General features: G+C 46.3%; 18 protein-coding genes. 1 reads left to right on the forward strand and 17 read right to left on the reverse strand.

From position 1 onward, the window contains the following. Window positions 1-31 precede the first annotated feature (31 nt). From rsmB to ACGTN9_RS08355, 8 genes are all read right to left on the reverse strand, one after another. Window positions 32-1,381 (reverse strand): 16S rRNA (cytosine(967)-C(5))-methyltransferase RsmB, encoded by a 1,350-nt coding sequence (gene rsmB / locus ACGTN9_RS08320; RefSeq protein ID WP_499591871.1) that lies wholly within the window; start codon window positions 1,379-1,381, stop codon window positions 32-34. Beyond that, entirely contained in the window at window positions 1,374-2,321 is a 948-nt protein-coding gene (fmt, locus tag ACGTN9_RS08325) for a methionyl-tRNA formyltransferase (RefSeq protein WP_499591872.1), read from the reverse strand. The genes rsmB and fmt overlap by 8 nt, the downstream gene beginning before the upstream one ends. 17 nt (window positions 2,322-2,338) lie before the next feature. Next, entirely contained in the window at window positions 2,339-4,756 is a 2,418-nt protein-coding gene (gene priA / locus ACGTN9_RS08330; RefSeq protein WP_499591873.1) for a primosomal protein N', read from the reverse strand. Continuing rightward, window positions 4,749-5,945 carry a bifunctional phosphopantothenoylcysteine decarboxylase/phosphopantothenate--cysteine ligase CoaBC gene (gene coaBC, locus ACGTN9_RS08335; protein ID WP_499591874.1) on the reverse strand — a complete coding sequence of 399 codons (1,197 nt, stop codon included), beginning with the start codon at window positions 5,943-5,945 and terminating at the stop codon, window positions 4,749-4,751. Before coaBC ends, priA begins: the two co-directional genes overlap by 8 nt. A 707-nt stretch (window positions 5,946-6,652) precedes the next feature. Next, window positions 6,653-6,874 (reverse strand): DNA-directed RNA polymerase subunit omega, encoded by a 222-nt coding sequence (gene rpoZ, locus ACGTN9_RS08340; RefSeq protein WP_499591875.1) that lies wholly within the window; start codon window positions 6,872-6,874, stop codon window positions 6,653-6,655. Beyond that, a complete protein-coding gene (gene gmk / locus ACGTN9_RS08345) occupies window positions 6,871-7,491 on the reverse strand; it encodes a guanylate kinase (RefSeq protein WP_499591876.1) in 621 nt (206 codons plus the stop codon). The genes rpoZ and gmk overlap by 4 nt, the downstream gene beginning before the upstream one ends. Window positions 7,492-7,502: 11 nt before the next feature. Further along, entirely contained in the window at window positions 7,503-7,766 is a 264-nt protein-coding gene (gene remA, locus ACGTN9_RS08350; protein ID WP_028782721.1) for an extracellular matrix/biofilm regulator RemA, read from the reverse strand. 187 nt (window positions 7,767-7,953) lie between these two features. After that, window positions 7,954-8,835, reverse strand: a complete 882-nt coding sequence (locus ACGTN9_RS08355; RefSeq protein ID WP_499591877.1) for a YicC/YloC family endoribonuclease — start codon at window positions 8,833-8,835, stop codon at window positions 7,954-7,956. A 146-nt stretch (window positions 8,836-8,981) separates the two neighbouring features. Here ACGTN9_RS08355 and ACGTN9_RS08360 point away from each other — a divergent pair, with 146 nt between their 5' ends. Next, entirely contained in the window at window positions 8,982-10,703 is a 1,722-nt protein-coding gene (locus ACGTN9_RS08360; protein ID WP_499591878.1) for an Rqc2 family fibronectin-binding protein, read from the forward strand. Window positions 10,704-11,362: 659 nt separating this feature from the next. On the opposite strand, the gene ACGTN9_RS08365 is transcribed toward ACGTN9_RS08360, so the two are convergent. The 9 genes from ACGTN9_RS08365 to ACGTN9_RS08405 all read right to left on the reverse strand — a co-directional run bounded on the left by ACGTN9_RS08365 (window position 11,363) and on the right by ACGTN9_RS08405 (window position 21,235). Next, window positions 11,363-11,632 carry a hypothetical protein gene (locus tag ACGTN9_RS08365; RefSeq protein WP_499591879.1) on the reverse strand — a complete coding sequence of 90 codons (270 nt, stop codon included), beginning with the start codon at window positions 11,630-11,632 and terminating at the stop codon, window positions 11,363-11,365. 159 nt (window positions 11,633-11,791) lie between these two features. Continuing rightward, window positions 11,792-12,415: an orotate phosphoribosyltransferase gene (gene pyrE / locus ACGTN9_RS08370; RefSeq protein ID WP_499591880.1), complete on the reverse strand. Its 624-nt coding sequence runs from the start codon at window positions 12,413-12,415 to the stop codon at window positions 11,792-11,794. After that, on the reverse strand, window positions 12,408-13,112 hold the full coding sequence (pyrF, locus tag ACGTN9_RS08375; protein WP_499591940.1) for an orotidine-5'-phosphate decarboxylase: 705 nt from the start codon (window positions 13,110-13,112) through the stop codon (window positions 12,408-12,410). The genes pyrE and pyrF overlap by 8 nt, the downstream gene beginning before the upstream one ends. Window positions 13,113-13,117: 5 nt before the next feature. Further along, complete coding sequence (locus ACGTN9_RS08380; RefSeq protein WP_499591881.1) at window positions 13,118-14,029, reverse strand: dihydroorotate dehydrogenase; 912 nt, start codon at window positions 14,027-14,029, stop codon at window positions 13,118-13,120. Then, the gene (locus ACGTN9_RS08385; protein ID WP_499591882.1) at window positions 14,026-14,793 is read right to left on the reverse strand and encodes a dihydroorotate dehydrogenase electron transfer subunit; all 768 of its coding nucleotides are present in this window, start codon (window positions 14,791-14,793) and stop codon (window positions 14,026-14,028) included. The genes ACGTN9_RS08380 and ACGTN9_RS08385 overlap by 4 nt, the downstream gene beginning before the upstream one ends. Further along, window positions 14,790-17,990, reverse strand: coding sequence for a carbamoyl-phosphate synthase large subunit (gene carB / locus ACGTN9_RS08390; protein WP_499591883.1), 3,201 nt, complete (start codon window positions 17,988-17,990; stop codon window positions 14,790-14,792). Before carB ends, ACGTN9_RS08385 begins: the two co-directional genes overlap by 4 nt. Further along, a complete protein-coding gene (locus ACGTN9_RS08395; RefSeq protein ID WP_499591884.1) occupies window positions 17,969-19,084 on the reverse strand; it encodes a carbamoyl phosphate synthase small subunit in 1,116 nt (371 codons plus the stop codon). The genes carB and ACGTN9_RS08395 overlap by 22 nt, the downstream gene beginning before the upstream one ends. A 1-nt stretch (window position 19,085) precedes the next feature. Next, window positions 19,086-20,357, reverse strand: coding sequence for a dihydroorotase (gene pyrC, locus ACGTN9_RS08400; RefSeq protein ID WP_499591885.1), 1,272 nt, complete (start codon window positions 20,355-20,357; stop codon window positions 19,086-19,088). Further along, a complete protein-coding gene (locus ACGTN9_RS08405) occupies window positions 20,357-21,235 on the reverse strand; it encodes an aspartate carbamoyltransferase catalytic subunit (protein WP_499591886.1) in 879 nt (292 codons plus the stop codon). The genes pyrC and ACGTN9_RS08405 overlap by 1 nt, the downstream gene beginning before the upstream one ends. Window positions 21,236-21,259 lie beyond the last annotated feature (24 nt).

Below are 21,259 nucleotides of genomic sequence, written 5' to 3' on the forward strand. Positions count from 1 at the left end.
CTGTTACGCTAAGTTACTATTTCATTCTGATTTAATCAAGCTTGATCAGCCTTGTCAAAAAGAACCCATCGGTATCATAATGCTGTGGAAATAGCTGCAAACCATATTCGCTTAGTCCTGGTGCCTCCCGCAACTCATCTGGAAGGTCCCTGGTGAAAGATGGGTCAATCGTATATTCAGGATGGTTGTTTAGAAACCGTTGGATGACGTGTTCGTTCTCGCGTTGGTCAACTGTACATGTACTATATACCAGCTTGCCTCCCTTTTTCAAAAGTGGAGCCATGCTTTCCAGCAATTCGTCCTGTATCGATGACAGTACCAATATATCCTTTTCCTGCTTATGATACTTGATATCAGGCTTGCTGCGAAGAACGCCAAGCCCTGAACAAGGTGCGTCGAGCAGGATTCTGTCGAAACTTTCCACTTGGTGTTTCTCACCAAGCTCGCGGCTGTCCGCCTGCACTGCTTCAATGATGTGAAGGTCGAGCTGCTTCGCTTTTTCGGAAACCAATTTTGCCTTCTTGGCATGGAGGTCGTAAGCGATGATCTTGCCTTCATTTTGCATTTTCTCAGCAATATGCGTGGTCTTTCCACCAGGAGCACTACAGGCATCCAGCACTTCCATTCCCGGTTGGACGTCCATCATCTCGCCGACTAACATGGAACTTTGATCCTGGATCGTCACGATACCATTTTGGAATAAACCATGTTTTAGTATATTGCCTTTATGAATTAAAATTCCCTGCGGGGAAAGTTTGGAAGCTTCTACCTCAAACCCATCATTAGTCAACTGGTCGATGACCTCTTCCCTGTCGGCTTTCATCGGCTGTACCCGGACGCTGACAACCTTGTGTGTCAGGTTGGTGTTACACATTTCCCGTGTTGTTTCCAGCCCATACATATCCACCCAACTGGCAACGAGCCATTCAGGATGACTGGTTTCGATAGCAAGTCTTTGGACCGGGTCGTGGATCTTACTGGTATCCGGCACCCCTTCACGCTGAATATTACGTAATACTCCATTTACCAGAGAAGCGATCCCTTTATGTCCCCGTTTTTTTGAAATCTCGACAGCTTCATGGATAATGGCGTGATCCGGTACTTTATCTAGAAACTGCATTTGGTAGACAGACATATAAAGCAGCCATTTCACCCAGGATTTCACCTTTTTCTTCCCTTTGATTCTGTCATCGACATAATAAGCGAGCAGGTTACGGCGCTGCAGTGTTCCATATACGATTTCCGTCAACAGGGCGCCATCACGCTCTGACAACTTTTCTTCTTTCATGGCCCGGTCAATCAAAACATGACTGAAGCCTCCTTGATCGCCGATTCTTGTCAGCAGATCGAGGGCTGTTTCTCGTAACGCATATTTACTCATTGGCTTCTCCTAACTTTTCGCCTTGTTCCAGCTGACTTCCTGCCCCATTCAGGAAATCGACCGCTGACATTCGTTTTTTTCCTGAAGGCTGTAATTCCGTGATCTTGAGGCCTTTTCCATCACCGGTGGTAACGACAAAGCCGTCTTCCTGAATGTCCACGATTTCACCTGGCTCGCCGTTTCCAGGGACACTCGTTTTTTCGCCCCACCAAATTTTCATCGGCCTGCCTCTCCAATAAGTGTAGGCAACCGGCCATGGGTGCAACCCTCGAATCTGATTATAGACGGTGACATGGTCACTGCTCCAATCGATTTCCTCTTGCCCTCGTTTAATATTGGACGCGAAGGTGGCTGATGATTCATCCTGCTTCTCCGGTTCGATTTCACCGGCCAGCAATGGTGGAAGTGTCTCATGTAATAACGCTGCTCCTGCTTGAGCAAGTTTGTCATGTAACGTACCGACATGGTCTTCTTCCTGGATCGCTACCCTGACCTGAGAAAGGATATCGCCGGCATCCAGCTTTTCCACCATATACATAATGGTGATCCCAGTTTCTTTTTTTCCTTGCAGAATAGCGTAATGAATCGGCGCGCCTCCACGCAGTTCAGGAAGTAAGGAAGCATGTACATTGATACAACCATGTTTAGGTGCTTCCAGTAACGATTTCGGCAAAATTTGGCCAAAGGCCGCAGTAACAATCAATTCAGGCTCATAGGCAAGGACTTTTTCAAATTCATCACGGATTTTTTCCGGCTGAAAGACAGGGATGCCATGTTTTTCGGCGGCCGTTTTTACAGGCGGCGGCGTCATGACCTTTTTTCTTCCTTTTGGCCTGTCCGGCTGTGTGACGGCCAGTACGATTTCATATCCGTCGTCGATTAATTGTTCCAATACGGGAACGGCAAAATCAGGCGTTCCCATAAATGCGATTTTTGTCATATTTGGCGGCTCCCTTCTTACATGAGCTGATATGGTTGAAAATCAATCGAAATCTGCAGCTCATTCTTTCTAATTTCTTCATCATAATAATGCAGTACTTTTTTCAATAATTTCCGCTGCTCTGGTTCTTGCTTGTATTTTATCATGCATTGAAACCGATATCTATCTTTGATCCGCGCAAGGGCAGAAGGGGTGGGGCCGAGAATGGTGGCTCCATCCGACAGCTTACCTTTCAGGAACTTGCATATTTTCTGGGTGACCTCCTGGGCTTTCAACTGATTAGGGTGGGAAACGGTAATCAACGTCAAAAAATAAAAAGGCGGATATTGAAATGCCTTTCGGAGTTTCATTTCATGATTGAAAAATTGCGTGTAATCATACTGACTGGCAAGCTCAATGCTGTAATGTTCCGGTGTATATGTCTGAACGATCACTTCGCCCGGCTTCAAATGCCGCCCGGCTCGTCCACTGACCTGCGTCAATAGTTGAAATGTTTTTTCGGCTGAACGGAAATCAGGGAGATTCAATAGAGAATCTGCTGTCAGAACCCCTACCAGTGTCACGTTTTGGAAGTCCAGACCTTTGGCAATCATTTGTGTGCCCAATAGAATATCTGCTTCACCCCGGCCGAATTGGGACAGAAGTTTTTCATGGGCGCCTTTCCTTCTGGTCGTATCGACATCCATCCGTACTACTCTTGCTTCCGGCAGCAATTGCTGCAGATTTTCCTCCACTTTTTGTGTTCCGGTGCCGAAATAGCGAATCGAATCACTTTCACATTCCGGACACCTGCTTGGCAGGGGTTCATCATAGCCACAATAGTGGCATTTTAACCGTTCCTGTCTGCGATGATACGTGAGCGCGATATCACAGTGTGGACACTCGCTGACATAACCGCAATCCCGGCACATCACGAATGTTGAATAACCGCGCCGGTTCAAAAACAGAACCACCTGTTCTTTTCGCCTGAGTCGTTCCTCCATACTTTCCATCAACGCCCTGGAAAACATCGAGCGGTTGCCGGCATGCAATTCCTCCCGCATGTCGACTAATTCTACTTCCGGCATCGTGGCATCGTTCATCCGTTTGGATAGTGTCAACAGCTGGTAGTTTCCTTTTTTAGCACGGGCAAAGGTTTCCAGTGTAGGCGTCGCGCTCCCGAGTATGACTGGACACTGATGGCGTTCTCCGCGGTAAATGGCAACGTCCCTTGCATGGTACCGGGGGTGATCTTCTTGTTTATAGCTTGTTTCGTGCTCTTCATCAATAATGATAATGCCAAGATTCGTAAAGGGTGCGAATATGGCCGAGCGGGCGCCCACAACCACCTGAACTTCTTTTCGTTGGATTTTCCGCCATTCATCATATTTCTCGCCTGCTGATAACGCACTATGCATGACAGCAACCCGGGAGCCGAACCTCCCTTTAAAACGCTCTACCATCTGTGGGGTCAGAGCTATCTCAGGAACGAGCATGACCGCTTCCATTCCTTTATCGATCACCTGTTGTATCGACTGTAAGTAAACTTCCGTTTTACCACTACCGGTAACGCCGTGCAGCAGCATTACTTCATGACGGTCATCTTCAATGCTGGCGAGAACCGGAGCAATCGCTTCCTGCTGTTCTTCTGTCAGGGCAAACGGCTCGGTACGTTCGAATTGTCTATTTTGATAAGGGTCCCTGTATACTTCCTGTTTGAATTCTTCAAGAAGCCCTTTTTCTATTAATGGCTTTAATGACGCACGGGTAGTCGATAACTGTTGCAGCAAATGCTTCTGAGATACAGGTTCTGGATTATCAATAAAAAATTGGACGATTTCTTTTTGCTTCACTGCCTGCTTCGGCAAATCAATCGTCGCTTCTTCTAATTCCATTGGTTCTTTTCCTGGCTGTATCATTCTGGTCGTTTTCTTCGTTTCCTTGCTTTTGACCTCGTAATGGACATCAATCAGACCATCATGAATCGTTTTTTGCAGCTGGCGATAACTGATGCCTGTCTGCTCGAACTCTTCAAAATCAATCACGTCACGGCCGGCAAAAAGCTGCTCTAAAGCTTCAGGGAGCAGTTCTTCATCCTGGCGCCATAACTCTTTTCTATATTTAGCCTTAAGGACCTGTGGGAGCATGACCTGGAATGATGAAATATAGAAGCTCAACGTCTGTTCTGTCAGCCATTTTCCGAGTCCGATCAGTTCTTTGGTTAAAATCGGAGTAAGATCAAGTACATCGGAAACAGGCTTCAGTTTATCGAACTCACTTTCATCGGTGAGGGCTACAACGTACCCCATGACTTTCCTTGGTCCGAATGGAACAATGACCCGGACACCTGGCTGGACGATACCTTGATATTTAGACGGAATTCGATAATCAAAGGGGCGATTGGTCTGTGAAGATGGGACATCCACGACGACACGGGCAATGTCTAAACTACTCATGAGGCCAATCCAACTTAATCTGGTTGAATATGGTTTGTGCCAATTGTTTTTTACTCATCATCGGCAGTTCTGTTTCTTCGAACTTATGATTGATGTATACCGCTCTATTCGTATCATGTCCGAACCCTGCCCCTTCAGCAGCCACATTATTAATTACGATGGCATCCAGGTTTTTCTTTTCGAGCTTTTCTTTCCCATAACGGACGGGATTGTCCGTTTCCGCTGCAAAACCTACGAGGTACTGCCGGTCCTTTTCTTCACCCAGCTTCTTCAGTATATCTTTGGTCCGTTCCATTTCAACGACGTAATCGCCAGGTTGTTTTTTCATTTTTTTATCATAAGTGACTGCCGGACGGTAATCAGCGACAGCAGCCGATTTAATGACAATATCCTGACCCTTGTAATTAGCAATGACTGCCTGATACATTTCCTCTGCTGTTGTCACATCAACCCGGTTCACCCCTGCAGGCGTTTCCAGCTGCACTGGTCCTGCAACAAGAGTCACCGTTGCACCTAGCCTTGCTGCTTCCTCTGCTAAAGCAAAGCCCATTTTACCGGAAGACGGGTTTGTGAAATAACGGACCGGATCGATCTTTTCCCGGGTTGGTCCAGCCGTGATCAATACGCGCTTACCGTGCAGCCAGCCAGGGGAATCAATATTTTCTAATACCTGTACAATCGATTCCGGCTCTTCCAGCCGTCCTTTGCCAACATAGCCGCATGCGAGGTACCCTTCTCCAGGTTCAATGAATTTGTAGCCCCATTGCTCCAGTGTGTTCATGTTTTTAATGACAGCAGGGTGTGCATACATATGTACATTCATCGCTGGTGCTACATAGACAGGCGCTTCTGTCGCAAGCAGTGTCGTAGAAAGCATATCATCCGCGATTCCATTAGCAAGCTTACCGATAATATTGGCTGTAGCTGGTGCAATCAAAAATAAATCCGCCCAATCCGCGAGGTCTATATGCGCAATGTAGCGGGGGTCTTTTTCATCGAAAGTATCTGTATAGACTGGATTGCGCGACAAGGCCTGGAACGTCAGCGGCGTAACGAATTCCCTTGCACTTTCTGTCATGATTACTTTGACCTCGGCGCCCGCCTGGACCAGCTTGCTTGTCAATGCGCTCGCTTTATAAACGGCGATTCCTCCGGAAACACCGAGTACAATCCGCTTTCCCTTGAGCATAACCATCTTCTCCCTTTACTACTTTGTCGATATTAACTATAAGGAAAGCCGCGCTCAATGCTGGTGCTTAGCGCGGCTTTTCTTCCTACTAAAAATTTTCACTGTCACGTATCCTTGTTAAACGTGCGCTTTCGCTTTTAAAACTAATGCTCTGTTAACTCTCAGTGTTGATTTTACAGTTAAAGCTCCCTTTTGCTGAAGACTCAGTTTCGAGGCTTTAGGTTGCGGTTATGGTGGCTGGGAAAACGGATCGCTTTCCGTGGGCATGTGGTGAGCTTCCTCAGGCTTCGCCTTCCGGGATCTCACCGATCATGTTCACCCCACAGGAGTCTCACCGTTTTCCCAGCCACCACACAAGGATTAGAATCTCGAAACTCCTCTCAAGAGTGGTGTGTTTTTGAAGCAGAAAATACAATCAATTATGCATTATGAGAGGATTTTCCTTGAAATTAAATAGTACATTCAAGGCGATTTTGATTACCTTATGTGGGCAGGGGCGTTGGGGAAGGGTGAGACTCCTGCGGGAAAGGATAGACTGGCAAGACCCCGCAGAGCTTTAGCTCGAGGAGGCTTGCCGGCTTCCCCGTGGAAAGCGAATCCTTCCCCAACGGCCCTAAGCTCCCCAAACATTATTTCGAAATAAAGTCTTCGACTTTATATTATTGAATTAGGCGTTTATGAAAAATCAACTTTTTACAGAGTCAAAATTAAAATTGGCGTTCCTGGATTTCGTCGGCGAAGGAATAAGTCAGCTTGCCTTCGCGGATTTCCTCCAGCGCGACGCCAACGAATTTATGGGACTGTGGTTTTTCGATCATCGGCTCGCCTTCCTGCTGCAGGTCACGTGCTCTGCGGGCAGACAACGTAACTAGCGTATACTTTGACTTAATCTGTTTTTGCAATGAATCGATTGATGGTTCTAACATCATGATTGACCAGCCTCCAATGCTTTTTTATATTGTTTTGCGACGCGCTCCCGTTTGCAATGCTCACTCAAAACGATCGATTGGACTTTTTTGACTGCATTGTCTACTTCGTCATTGACGACAACATAGTCATAAGCATCCATCATCTCAATTTCTTCTCTTGCTGTATGCAGCCGGTTTTTTACTTTTTCTTCGGTTTCTGTGCCGCGGCTGACGATGCGGTCTTTCAGTTCTTCAAGGCTTGGTGGAATCAGGAAAATGAATACTCCCTGGGGGAAGTTTTGCTTGACCTGTAAGGCTCCCTGGACCTCGATTTCCAGAAATACATCTTTTCCATTTTCCAGTGTTTCTTCCACATACTCCCTCGGTGTGCCGTAATAATTGCCGACATACTCCGCGTGTTCGAGTAATTTGCCTTCAGCTATCAATCTTTCAAATTCTTCCCTGCTCTTGAAAAAATAATCGACGCCGTCGGTTTCCCCTTCCCGGGCTCCCCGGGTGGTCATTGATATGGAATATCTCAAATCTGTCGACTGCTCGAATAAGGACTTCCTGACAGTACCTTTTCCAACGCCGGACGGACCTGAGAGAATAAATAAAATACCTTTCTCTTCAATCACTTTATGTCCTCCTAGTTTTCATCAGATATATCGTCATGACTGATCACCCGTTGTCCTACTGTTTCCGGTTGAACAGCGGAGAGGACGACGTGATCACTGTCGGTGATGATGACCGCACGTGTACGGCGGCCATATGTAGCATCTACTAATTTATTATTGTCCCTTGCAACAGTAATAATACGTTTAATCGGAGCGGACTCCGGAGAAACGATAGAAATTACCCGGTTGGCAGAGACGACATTTCCAAAACCTATATTAATTAACTTTAGACTCAAAACAGTTCCTCCTCCATGACACGTTCTCTTTGCATTACTTATATTATAAGGAAAAAATGCAAGCAGTGTAAATTGTATGATTCCTGGCTGTGTTTTTCAAGCTGGTGAAGGAGGTGGCTCCATCGGACCGCTGATGAAAAACAATGCAATACTGGTACGCAGGCAGTATCATCGAAAGCTTTTTACCTTATTCTACATTTTGAACTTGCTCTTTTATTTTTTCAATCTCACTTTTTAATAATACCACCCATTCACTGATTTTGGCATCATTTGATTTCGAACCGATGGTATTTACTTCCCGGTGCATTTCCTGGACGATGAAATCCAAGCGGCGTCCGATGGCATTCGGCTTCTCTAAAGTATCAACAAATTGTTCAATATGCGAAAATAAGCGAGTGATCTCTTCCGTGATGTCCCCTTTTTCAGCCAGCAAAGCAACTTCCTGGAGAATGCGGGAGTCTTCGACCTGCAGTTCTTCCTGAGTATACTCCTCGATTCGCTGCTTGATCCTTTCCCGGTAGGTCTCAATGACCACTTCTCTGCGCTCACCAAGACCATCGACCACGTGCTTGATATTCGAAAGCCGATTCAGCATATCACGCTTCAAGGCATCACCTTCGCGCTTTCTCATCTCCATCAGCTTTAAGACAGCAGCTTCCAGTGTGGTCAGCACATGTTGCTCCCATTGCTTTTCATCGTGCTCCTGTTCCTGGACAAGAAATACGTCTTCCAATTTAGTTACCATATCAACCGTAAGGTCACCAGTCAATTCATAATGGGACTTCAGCTCTTTTAAACGGCTGAAATATTGATCTGCTAAATCCCAGTCAAGCTTCAATTCACGCTTACCCAGCCCTTCGCCTTCAATGGTTACGAAAACATCAACCTTTCCTCTATGGATCGATTGCTGGATCACTTTTTTCATTTTATCTTCTAAAAATAAAAATGTACGTGGCATCTTTGTCGAGATATCCAAAAAACGATGATTTACGGATCTTACTTCCAGGCTTAACCGCGCTTCTCCGAACTCCATCGTTTTTCTTCCATAACCTGTCATACTTGTTACCATAAAATCACACCCGTCAACTCAATATGTTTCCATGCTGGTTACCATTTTAACAAAAAGACCTTCTTAATGGCTATGAAAAACACGCCTGATGATAGAGACGGTTCGGGGAAACATGCTATACTAGCAACATTGAGAGGTGAATCCCTATGTCATTTGATGGAATAGTAACTCGAGCTGCAACCCACGAACTTGAACAGACTATTACCACAGGAAGAATTATGAAAATCTATCAACCAACAGAAACCGAACTGGTTTTCACCGTGAGATCCCATCGGAAAAACCATTCGTTACTTTTATCTGTACATCCGAGCTATGCCCGTTTTCATCTGACGGATGATAATTACTATAATCCGAAAGAACCACCGATGTTTTGTATGCTTCTACGAAAGCATTTAACCGGTGGGTTCATTGAAAAAATCGAGCAGGTCGATATGGAACGGATTGTACGTTTTCATGTGAAAACAAGGAATGAACTTGGAGATGAAACAACGAAGATTTTAATTATTGAAGTGATGGGAAAACACAGCAACATCATTTTAGTAGACGAAGAAAAGGGACATATCCTGGATGGCATCAAACATCTTCCGCCATCACAGAATAGGCACCGGACAGTTATGCCCGGCCAGCCTTATAAGTTTCCCCCAGATCAAGGGAAAATCAATCCATTAGAGCTTGATGGAGACTCCTTCGTCCGAAAACTTGATTTCAACTCTGGAAAAATGGACCGGCAGATGCTGGATGTTTTGATGGGATGTTCCCCACTGATTACAAAGGAACTCGCCCACCAGGCACATTTAGGCTCATCCAACGCATATCAGGAAGCTTTCCTTCAGTTCCAGCAAAAATTGAAGGAACATGATTATCAGCCGCGAATTTATCATGGGAAGAAAGAACAATTTTACGTCCTGCCGCTTTCCACAGTCGAAGGAGAAGCAGAGGAATTCGAACAGGTCAGTAAGATGCTGGACTCCTATTATTCTGGTAAAGCAGAACGTGACCGGGTCAAACAACAGGCTGGAGACTTGTACCGCTTTTTGAAAAATGAACGCGAAAAAAATATTCGTAAAATCAAAAAGCATCAACAGACATTAAAGAAAGCGGAAAAGGCCGACGACTATCAGAAAGAGGGCGAGCTGTTGACCGCTCACCTGCATTTAGTAACACAGGGGGATAAACAAGTGGAGGTTGTCGACTATTATGATCCAGAGCAGCCGACGATCACGATCGAACTGAATCCGAATAAGACACCTAGTGAAAATGCCCAGAGTCTGTTCCAGACCTATCAAAAAATGAAAAAGTCCAAGCAAGTTGTCCAGGAAGAAATCAAAAAGGCAGAAACGGAAATCGAATATTTCGATCAACTGATCCAACAGGTAGAAAAAGCAAGGGAACAGGACATTGAAGAAATCAGAGAGGAACTACGCGAAGAAGGGTATCTGAAGAAAAAGCCGCAGACACATAAGCGAAAAAAGAAACCGAAGACACCAGAACCGGAAACCTTCTCCTCCAGTGATGGAACGACCATCTATGTAGGCAGAAATAATAAGCAAAACGAATATTTGACAAATCGTTTGGCGAATAAAAATGATGTCTGGCTTCATACAAAAGACATTCCCGGTTCGCATGTAGTGATCCGGTCGGATGACCCATCAGAAGATACACTGTTAGAAGCGGCACAGCTTGCTGCTAATTTCAGTAAATCCTCCCAGTCTTCTTCCGTGCCTGTCGATTACACGTTAATCCGGCATGTGAAAAAGCCTTCCGGTGCAAAACCTGGTTATGTCATCTATGATAACCAGCAAACATTGTTCGTCACACCCGATCCAGCTTATATCAAGAAACTAAAAAAGGATGGTTCCTCCCAATAAGGAGAACCATCCTTTTTATCTGGCTTTGTTAAACGTTGATGATTTTTTATAAGAGACCTGTTCAATTATAGGGCCGTAAAGTCAAAGGCTTGATTTCGAGATATTGTTAGAGTTTAGGGTCGTTGGGGAAGGATTCGCTTTCCGCGGGGAAGCCGGCAAGCCTCCTCGAGCTAAAGCTCTGTGGGGTCTTGCCAGTCTATCCTTTCCCGCAGGACTTTGAATTTTCATCCTGACTTTACCCACGCACGAAGGAAATGCGTAGCATTTTCGAGGAGTCTCACCCTTCCCCCACTCCCCTTACTATTTTAAGCTATCGAAATCGCCTTTATATAACATTTCTTAATATGTGAAGGGGGTTAGTTACAATTCCGTTTTAATGGTACTTTCTGCTTCAAAAGCACGCTATTCTTGATAAGAGTTTCGAGATTCTTACAATCGTATGGTGGTTGGGAAAACGGTGAGACTCCAGTGGGATGAACATGATCGGTGAGATCCAGCAAGGCGAAGCCTGAGGAAGCTCACCGTACGCCCATGGAAAGCGAGTATATTCCCGGACCTCCAAACGCTCACCACCGTAACGGAAACAGTTTCTCTCGAAACGGAGTGTTCAACAAAAGGAGCTTATCTTTGAAATCAACACTGAGATTTAACAGATCCTTTTATTTGGTTAAAAAATAAATAAAGACGACGATTGTGGCTCCGTAGGAAAATACAGCCTGCAGCCAATACTTCCTGCGTTCTCTGCGGAGCAGCCACTTATTCCAAAGAAAAAATACGACCATGGCGAACCCCAATGTTACCAGAGGCTGCCAGGAAAGCATACTTTCCATAAAAGCAAAGGTAAACCATACATAGAGATAGCTAAAACAAGTAATTAAGCCAAGAATGGCATTCGATAGAATAAAAAAAGAATGTTTTCGTGATTTCATCATGCACCACCATTATCGAGTCAGGTTACTTTATACTACCTATGGTACCTTGTTATAAGCAAGGAGACAACTTACCGGTTTCTAAAAATATAGTTTCCTAGACAGTATGTGACTCCATGGTCCTGGTTTACTGTGGATATGCATTCAAGTCTTCTTTCTTTAGTAAGCAGCTGGTTCTTTTTGCCACTTTTCAAGTTTTGCTTCCGCTTTTTCATCGAGCTGACCATTTGCCTTCATATAGCTGATAAGCTCATGAAAACCAGTCAAGGTCTGATAGCGGAATCCTGCTTGTTGAAAAGCCTCCTCTGCTTTAGGAAGCCCATAGCTGAATATGGCCATTACCTCAATCACATCTGCTCCAGCCTCACGCAGAGCTTCAGCAGCCTGGATGGATGACTGACCAGTGGAAATCAAATCTTCGATCACTATAACCCGATCTCCTGGATGAATCATTCCTTCAATCTGGTTACCTTTCCCGTGCTTTTTAGCTGAAGAACGTACATAAACCATGGGCACATCCATAGCTTCAGCAATAAAAGCTGCATGGGGAATGCCTGCGGTAGCACAGCCGGCAATCACATCTACAGCTGGTTTCACTTCCTTGATATGTTCAACAAACAGATCCCTGATTTTCTTTCTGACTTCCGGGTAAGACATGGTCAGGCGATTATCACAATAAATCGGGGATTTTATACCTGAAGTCCATGTAAAGGGGTCTTCCGGGCGGATCTGGACCGCACCAATATCCAACAGATCCTTAATTATTGCAGTATGTTCAGCCATGATTCCACTCCTCTGTAATTTGTTGATAACTAGTATAAGGGTCTGAGGCTGCTGTTATCGCTCTTCCAACAACGATCGCATCGGTTCCCTGCTGTTTAGCTTCCAATGGGGTTGCTGATCGCTTTTGGTCATTCTGCTGCGCACCTTTTGGCCGAATACCGGGAGTAACGGTCAAAAAGGAAGACCCGCAAGCCGCTTTTATAGCTTTTACTTCATGTACCGAACAGACTACCCCGTCCGCCCCTCCTGCTTTTGCCAGTTGGGCGAGATGAATGACCGATTCTTCGACAGTACCGGGTTGACGAAGTTCTTCCGTCATCATAGTCTGATCGGTCGAGGTGAGTTGCGTTACTGCCAGCAAAACTGGCCGCTCTTTCCCCTGACAGCCTTCTTCCAGCCCTTGTTTCGCTGCGGCTATCATTCTCCGGCCTCCCTGCGCATGGACGTTGACCATATCAATATCGAGGCGTGCAAGGTTACGCATGGCGTTCTTAACAGTCGCTGGGATGTCATGCAGCTTCAAATCTAAAAATATATCATGATTGCGTTCTTTTAAGCTGGTAATGATAGATGGACCTGCGTGATAGAAGAGTTCCATCCCCACCTTGACAGCTGTGCCTTCCAACTGTTGCTGCTTTAAAAACTGTAATGCCTTCTCCTTATTTTCAATATCCAATGCTAAATAGAGGGAACTGATATTTTTCAACGGTGTGCCCCTCCTATCATTTCTTCGATAGTTGTGAATCCATACCGGTCCATTGCTGCAGGAAGCTCCTCAATGAGTTCCTGGCAGATGAATGGATTTTTAAAATTGGCACTGCCGATTGCTACTGCACTGGCACCTGCCAGCAGGTATTCAACCACATCGTCCGTTGTTTCCACACCGCCCATACCGATGATCGGAATGTCCACTTCCTGATAGACTTGATAGATCATCCGGATAGCAATTGGTTTGATGGCAGGCCCCGACAACCCACCTGTCTGATTGGCGATGATTGGCTGTTTGCGGTTAAGATCCAGACGCATTCCGGTCAAGGTATTGATCATAGACAAACCGTCAGCACCTGCTTGCTCCACCGCTTTTGCCATCGACACGATATCCGTGATATTCGGTGAAAGCTTTACATAGACCGGTACGGTACTCACATGTTTTACCTGCCTGGTCACTTCTGCAGCCAGTTCCGGATCTGTGCCAAACTGCACCCCGCCCTCTTTCACATTCGGGCATGAAATATTCAATTCCAAAGCTCTCACGTGGCTGACCTGGGATATTTTTTCTGCCACTTCTACATATTCTTCTACCGTGCTGCCTGCCACATTAGCAATCACAGCCGTATCAAACTCACTTAAAAATGGCAGTTCTTCCTGAATGATTCGGTCGACGCCCGGATTTTGGAGGCCGATGGCATTGAGCATGCCGGAGGATGTTTCAGCCACACGCGGGGTCTGGTTTCCATAGCGTGTACTGCCGGTCGCTGCCTTGATGATGATTGCCCCAAGTAATGATAAATCATAAAATTCACTGAATTCTTTCCCAAACCCGAAACATCCGGAGGCAGGCATGATCGGATTCTTCAATTCCAAACCAGGAAGAGAGACTTGCATCGCTGTCATAATATCACCTCTCCCGTACGGAATACCGGCCCATCCCGGCAAATTTTCCGGTAGCCTTTTGTATCTCCTTCAGGTGCAGGCACGACACAGGCAAAACAAGCACCTACGCCGCACCCTAACCGTTCTTCAATGGACAAGTAACCATCATAATCACAAAGTGTTTCGGAGACAGCTTTCAGCATCACAGCCGGACCACAAGAAAAGTAAGTATCAAACTGCCCATCCAGCGACGGCAGTATGTCGGTGACGAACCCTTTACTCCCGTGGGAGCCATCATTGGTCGCCACCATCACTTCTCCTAACTCGCGGAACTCCTCCTCGAAAAAAACGGCATCCGCATGCTGAAAACCAAGCACAGTCGTAACATCGATCCCTTTTTCCTTCAGCTGTCTGGCCAGGTAGTATAAGGGAGGGACCCCGATCCCCCCACCTACAAGCAACGCCCTGCTGGCAGAAACTTCTTCGATCGGATAGCCATTTCCACCGGGGCCAAGAACGTCGAGGTATTCACCGACAGACTTCTCGGCCATGGATGCGGTCCCTTTTCCAAGGACCTTATATAAAATCGTCAGAGTTCCTAACGCAAGGTCGACATCAGCAATGGAAATGGGGCGTCGCAATGAGTCGCTGGAATCAATCAGTATATGGACAAATTGCCCCGGCTGTATCACATGGGAGGGCATGTCACCTTTCAGCGTCATCTTATACGTTTGGTCCGCTACGAGCTCATGGGATAGGATTTCCATGTCTTCCCTTATCATCATGTCAGGGTCACCTCACGATTACCTATCGCTCTTGCTGTGAATGACATGGAATCGATGACATCTACGATTGCATTGGCAGTATCCAGGCTGGTAAGGCAGGCGATGCCGTGTTCGACCGCGGTGCGCCGGATACGGAAGCCATCACTGCGTGACTGCTGTCCTTTGGTAAGTGTGTTGACCACAAACTGGACTTTGCCCGATTGGATAATATCGATGATATTCATTTCCGTTGCTCCCACCTTGCTGACGGTTTTGACTGGGATCCCGGCCGACTGAATGGCATCAGCGGTGCCGATTGTGGCATACAGCTGGAACCCGAGCTCATGGAAGGTTCGAGCGATACCCAGCATCTCCTGTTTATCTTTATCGGCAACCGTAAGCAGGACGGAGCCTTCCACTGGTATCTTCAATCCAGCTGCGGTCATTCCTTTGTATAACGCCTTTTCCAGCGTTCGATCGTAGCCGATGACTTCTCCGGTTGATTTCATTTCTGGTCCGAGGGTGGTGTCAACACTACGCAGCTTTTCAAATGAGAATACCGGCACTTTGACATAGACCCCGTCAGGACAGCCGGCGACACCGGTGTCATAACCCAGATCCGTCAATTTTTCACCCAGTATCGCTTTCGTAGCCAGGTTAGCCATCGTTATTCCAGTGATTTTACTTAAAAACGGTACGGTTCTGCTCGCTCTTGGGTTGACCTCTATCACATAAGCTGTATCGTCATTTACGACAAACTGAATATTGATTAAGCCCTGCATATTCAGTTCTCTGGCAATTTTTACGGTGGCATCGACACATTGCTGTTTCAGCTCGCTGCTGATCCGCTGGGAAGGGTACACCGCCATCGAGTCACCAGAATGGACACCAGCTCGCTCGATATGCTCCATAATGCCCGGGATGACAACTGTCTCGCCGTCACTGATAGCATCGACTTCGATTTCCATACCCGTTAGGTATTTATCAACCAAAATCGGATGGTCGCTGTAATCCCTTACCGTTTCTTCCATGTACGAAAGCAGTTCTTCTTCTCCATATACGATTTCCATCGCTCTACCGCCGAGAACGTAGGATGGACGTACAACGACGGGGTACCCTATATTGCGCGCAGTTTGGACGGCTTCTTCTACACTTGTGACGCTTTCCCCGCCAGGTTTTGCTATTTCAAGGCGGTTCAGCAACTGTTCAAATAAATCCCGGTCTTCTGTTTCGTTGATCGCTTCCATAGTGGTGCCGAGTATTTTTACGCCGCGGCGGCTTAAACCATCTACGAGATTGATAGCTGTCTGGCCGCCGAACTGAACGATCACACCTTCTGGTTGTTCTAATTCGATGACATGCATAACATCTTCCAGCGATAACGGTTCGAAATACAATTTATCGGAAACGCTGAAGTCTGTGGATACCGTTTCCGGGTTATTATTCATGATGATCGCTTCGTAGCCCATTTCTTTTAATGCAAGCACAGAATGGACAGTAGCATAGTCGAACTCTACCCCTTGCCCAATACGGATCGGCCCCGATCCAATGACAAGGACTTTTTTACGGTCTGAAACGACTGACTCGTTTTCGTCTTCGTAACTGCTGTAGTAATAAGGTGTTTCAGAAGCGAATTCCCCAGCACACGTATCGACCATTTTATATACCGGTGTTATTTGATGCTCCAGACGGTAGTTGTATACCTCATCCGTATCTGTTCCAATCAGCCTGGCCAATTGGGCATCGGAGAATCCGAGCTGTTTCGCTTTTTTGATTGGTTCATAGGTGAGCCCTTCTGTCTGGATCACTTGCTCAAGATCCATCAACTTCTTCATTTTATTAAGGAAGAACAGATCGATCCCGGTCAGCTCATGGAGTTCATCAAGCGTCCGGTTACGCCGTAACGCTTCCGCCAGAACAAAGATACGTTCATCATCCGCTTTGACTAGACGTTGGTCGATCACCTCCTCAGGCAATTCAGCTAAGGTTGCAAGATAAAGCTCTTCTGTTTTACCTTCCAATGACCGTACACCTTTTAACAACGACTCTTCGAAGTTCCGGCCGATTGCCATGATTTCCCCCGTTGCTTTCATCTGGGTGCCGAGCGTCCGATTTCCTTTGGCGAATTTATCAAATGGCCAGCGTGGAATTTTGGTAACCACATAATCAAGAGCTGGTTCAAAGCAGGCATAAGTAGTGCCTGTCACTGGATTTTTAATTTCATCAAGGGTGAGACCGACTGCAATTTTTGCCGCCAGCTTGGCAATCGGATAGCCTGTCGCTTTCGAAGCCAGCGCAGAAGAGCGGCTGACCCTTGGGTTGACCTCGATGACATAATATTGGAAGCTGTCTGGATCAAGTGCCAGTTGAACATTACACCCGCCTTCAATTCCAAGGGCACGGATGATTTTCAGTGAAGCATTTCGCAGCATCTGGTATTCCCGGTCGCTCAATGTCTGGGAAGGAGCGACTACGATCGAGTCACCGGTATGGATGCCGACGGGATCGAAGTTTTCCATGTTACAAACGACAATGGCATGATCGCTTTTATCGCGCATCACTTCATACTCAACTTCTTTGAAACCAGCGATATTCTTTTCAATCAGACATTGGTCAACAGGGGATAGTGACAAGCCATTGCGGGTAATCTCCCGCAATTCTTTCTCATTGTCACACATACCGCCGCCAGTGCCTCCCATAGTATATGCAGGTCGGACAATGACAGGGTAGCCGACTTCCTGCGCGAAAGTTGCTGCGGCATCCACCGTGCTGACAATCGTGCTTTCCGGAACCGGCTGCTTCAATTCATGCATTAAATCCCGAAACATCGCCCGATCTTCTGCCTGTTCGATTGCTTCCATCCGGGTTCCCAGCAATTCAACGCCGTAGTCTTCGAGAATCGTCGTTTTACTCAGTTCCATTGCCAGGTTGAGCCCTGTTTGCCCGCCCAGGGTAGGAAGGATGGCGTCCGGCTGCTCTTTCCGAATGATTTTCGTCATGAATTCGACTGTGAGCGGCTCCATATATACTTCATCCGCAAAGGTATAATCCGTCATGATGGTAGCTGGATTCGAGTTAGCCAGGATGACTTCATAGCCTTCTTCTTTCAAAGCCTGACATGCTTGTGTTCCTGAATAGTCGAACTCTGCTGCCTGACCGATAATGATCGGCCCGGAACCAATTACAAGAATTTTGTTTAAATCTGTGCGTTTAGGCATGTGGCTTCCTCCTTCTGCTGCTTCTTATCGGCTTGTATGTTTTCCAGGAATATATCAAATAAGTTTTCCGTGTCTTCTGGTCCAGGTGAGCTTTCCGGATGATATTGCACCGAGAATACCGGATGTAAACGGTGCGCCAGTCCCTCCACCGATTCATCATTCAAGGAAATCTGGGTAAGTTCCAGATCGGTCGCCTCCAACGACTCCCTGCTCACGGAGTAGCCGTGGTTCTGAGAAGTGATATAGGTCTTGCCATTTTTCAAATCTTTGACAGGCTGGTTGGATCCACGGTGACCGAATTTCATCTTCGCTGTATCAGCTCCGCTTGCTAAAGCGATCAGCTGATGACCAAGACATATACCGAAGACCGGTACCTGGCCGATCAATTCTTTGATAGTTTCAATCGCTTCCGGCACATTCTTCGGATCCCCCGGACCATTTGTCAGCATGATGCCATCAGGCTTAAGTCGGTCGATCTCCTGGGCTGTCGTATCGTATGGTACTACGGTGACATGGCAGTCCCGCTTCGTAAGTTCTCTTAAGATCCCATGCTTCATCCCGAAATCCATCAGGACGATGCGGCAGCCTCTTCCAGGTACTACATACGGCTTGATGGTAGATACCTGGCTAACCTGATCTGTAGGAAGTGTTGTGTGATCGAGGATTTCCAGCACTTCTGATACCGACCGATCCATCGAAGTGATCATCGCTTTCATCGTTCCGTGACGACGGATGATTTTCGTCAGCTTCCGTGTATCGATCCCTGCGATTCCTGGTATGTTTTTTGCCTCAAGAAATTCATCCAAGGTCTCTTCACTGCGGAAATTTGAAGGTGTTTCGCAATGCTCTTTCACTACAACCCCTAAAATAGCCGGGTCGACGGATTCAAAATCATCGCGGTTGATGCCGTAATTCCCTATCAATGGATAAGTGAAAGTTACAATCTGCCCACAATAAGAGGGGTCTGAAATGATTTCCTGGTATCCTGTCATTCCTGTATTGAAGACGATTTCTCCTATTGATTCGTTGTCACTGCCGAATCCTTCCCCGACAAAGTAGCTTCCATCTTCAAGTACTAGCTGTTTTAAAGTCATATCACTCATCCTCCCAAACAATTTTTCCTTCTGCTATCGTCAATGCCGGCCATCCTGTTGCTTCCCATTCATGAAATGGGGTGTTTTTCCCTTTTGATACAAAGTCATGCCGATCGATGGTGGCTCGTTTTTCAAGGTCAATCAGTGTAATATCAGCCACAGCTCCTTCTTCCAGCCTTCCATATGGGAGCCCGAAAATATCGGCAGGTTTCCTGGTCAGACGATCAAGCAACTCTTCCAGACTGATTTTTCCTTTCTGAACCAGGTGGGTGTACAACAGCGGAAATGCGGTTTCCAGTCCTACGATTCCGAACGGCGACCCTATCAGCCCTTGCGATTTTTCTTCCTCGGTATGGGGCGCATGATCCGTGGCAATACAATCGATCGTTCCATCCAAAAGTCCTTCCAGCAATGCCTGCTGATCCTCTTCACTTCGTAGCGGAGGATTCATTTTGAACATGGCGTCATCATTTTTGATATCATTTTCATTCAATAACAGGTGATGTGGCGTCACTTCTGCTGTCACACGTATTCCTGCTCGCTTCGCATCACGGATGACCCGGACTGATTCTTTCGTACTTACATGACAGACGTGGTAATGACAGCCGGTTGCTTCAGCGATAAGAACGTCCCTGGCGATGTGGACGGATTCGCATATCGATGGAATACCAGGCACATCCAATTTCTCACTTGTCGTACCTTTATGGATGACTCCTCCCTGAATAAGGCTGTTATCTTCACAATGGGCAACAATGCTATACCCTTGCTCTGCAGCTCTGGTCATGGCCTCTAACATTTTTCCTGCTTCCTGCACCCCGACACCATCATCAGTAAAAGCGAATGCTCCTGCTTCATACAAGGACTGCATGTCGACTATTTCCTTTCCAAGCTGCCGGGTTGTTATTGCTGCATACGGAAGGACACGAACCTTAGCATCCTGCTCGATTTTTCCCTTTAAACTATCCATGGTTGCTTTCGTATCTGGCACCGGCCTGGTATTCGGCATTGCGCATACCGTTGTAAATCCGCCTTTAGCTGCGGCATGCGTGCCGGTAGCTATCGTCTCTTTCGCTTCTCCGCCTGGTTCACGGAGATGAATATGTACATCAACCAGCCCGGGAGCTGCTATTTTCCCCTGGCCATCAATGACTTGGTCAGCCTCTATATCAATGGATGAATCAATTTTTTTAATGTTGTTGCCCTCCACCAGGATATCCTGGGTCAACCATTCCTCACCTTTTCTGAGTTTTACATTTTTAATTAATAGTTTCATTAAAATTCCTCCTTCAGCAATTCACTGATGATCGCCATACGCATTGTTACACCGTTTGTCATTTGTTTAAAAATCCGTGATTTTGGCGAATCAACCACATCACTATCGATTTCCACCCCTCGATTAAAGGGGCCGGGATGCATAATGATTGAATTTTTATTCATTTTTGCTTCTCTGTCTTTCGTTAACCCATAGGTGTGAAGATAGTTATTTTCATTAGCTGCCGTTTCGTGTCTTTCCCGTTGTATCCGAAGCAGCATGACGACATCTGCATGTTCGACCGCCTCATCGATAGATACATAGTTTTCCGATATATCCTCGTCCTGCCACTCCGGCCTGGAAACATAATATACTTCTGCTCCCAATTTCCTTAAGGCGTCACTATTGGAGCGGGCTACCCTGCTATGTTTGATGTCACCGATAATGGCAACTTTCAACCCTTGAAATGTGTTGAATTCCTGATAAATCGTATAGAGGTCCAGCAGACATTGGGTAGGGTGCTGACCGGTCCCATCTCCAGCATTGATGATCGGTACATCCACTTGATCTGCTATCTCTCTTAATATACCATTTCGGGAGTGACGTACAATGCATAAATTTGCAGAAATACTGTATAATGTTTTAACAGTATCATATAAAGACTCCCCTTTTGTCAAACTCGAATTCTCCCCGGAAACATCGAGAACCTCAAGTCCCAACCGTCTTTCTGCTACGATAAAGCTATTTTTCGTCCTGGTGCTTGGTTCTAAAAAAATATTTGCTGCAAATAACTGTTTGGAAAATACCGGAATATCTCCTCGTTCAATCGCTTCTGCCTGGTGGATCAAACGATAAATATCTTCGGCCGTCAAGTCTTCCATCGATAATAAATGTTTCATGTCATTACCTCCTTAAGATGGCTT

The organism is Halobacillus sp. B23F22_5 (genome assembly GCF_043497085.1).
Taxonomy (GTDB): domain Bacteria; phylum Bacillota; class Bacilli; order Bacillales; family Halobacillaceae; genus Thalassobacillus.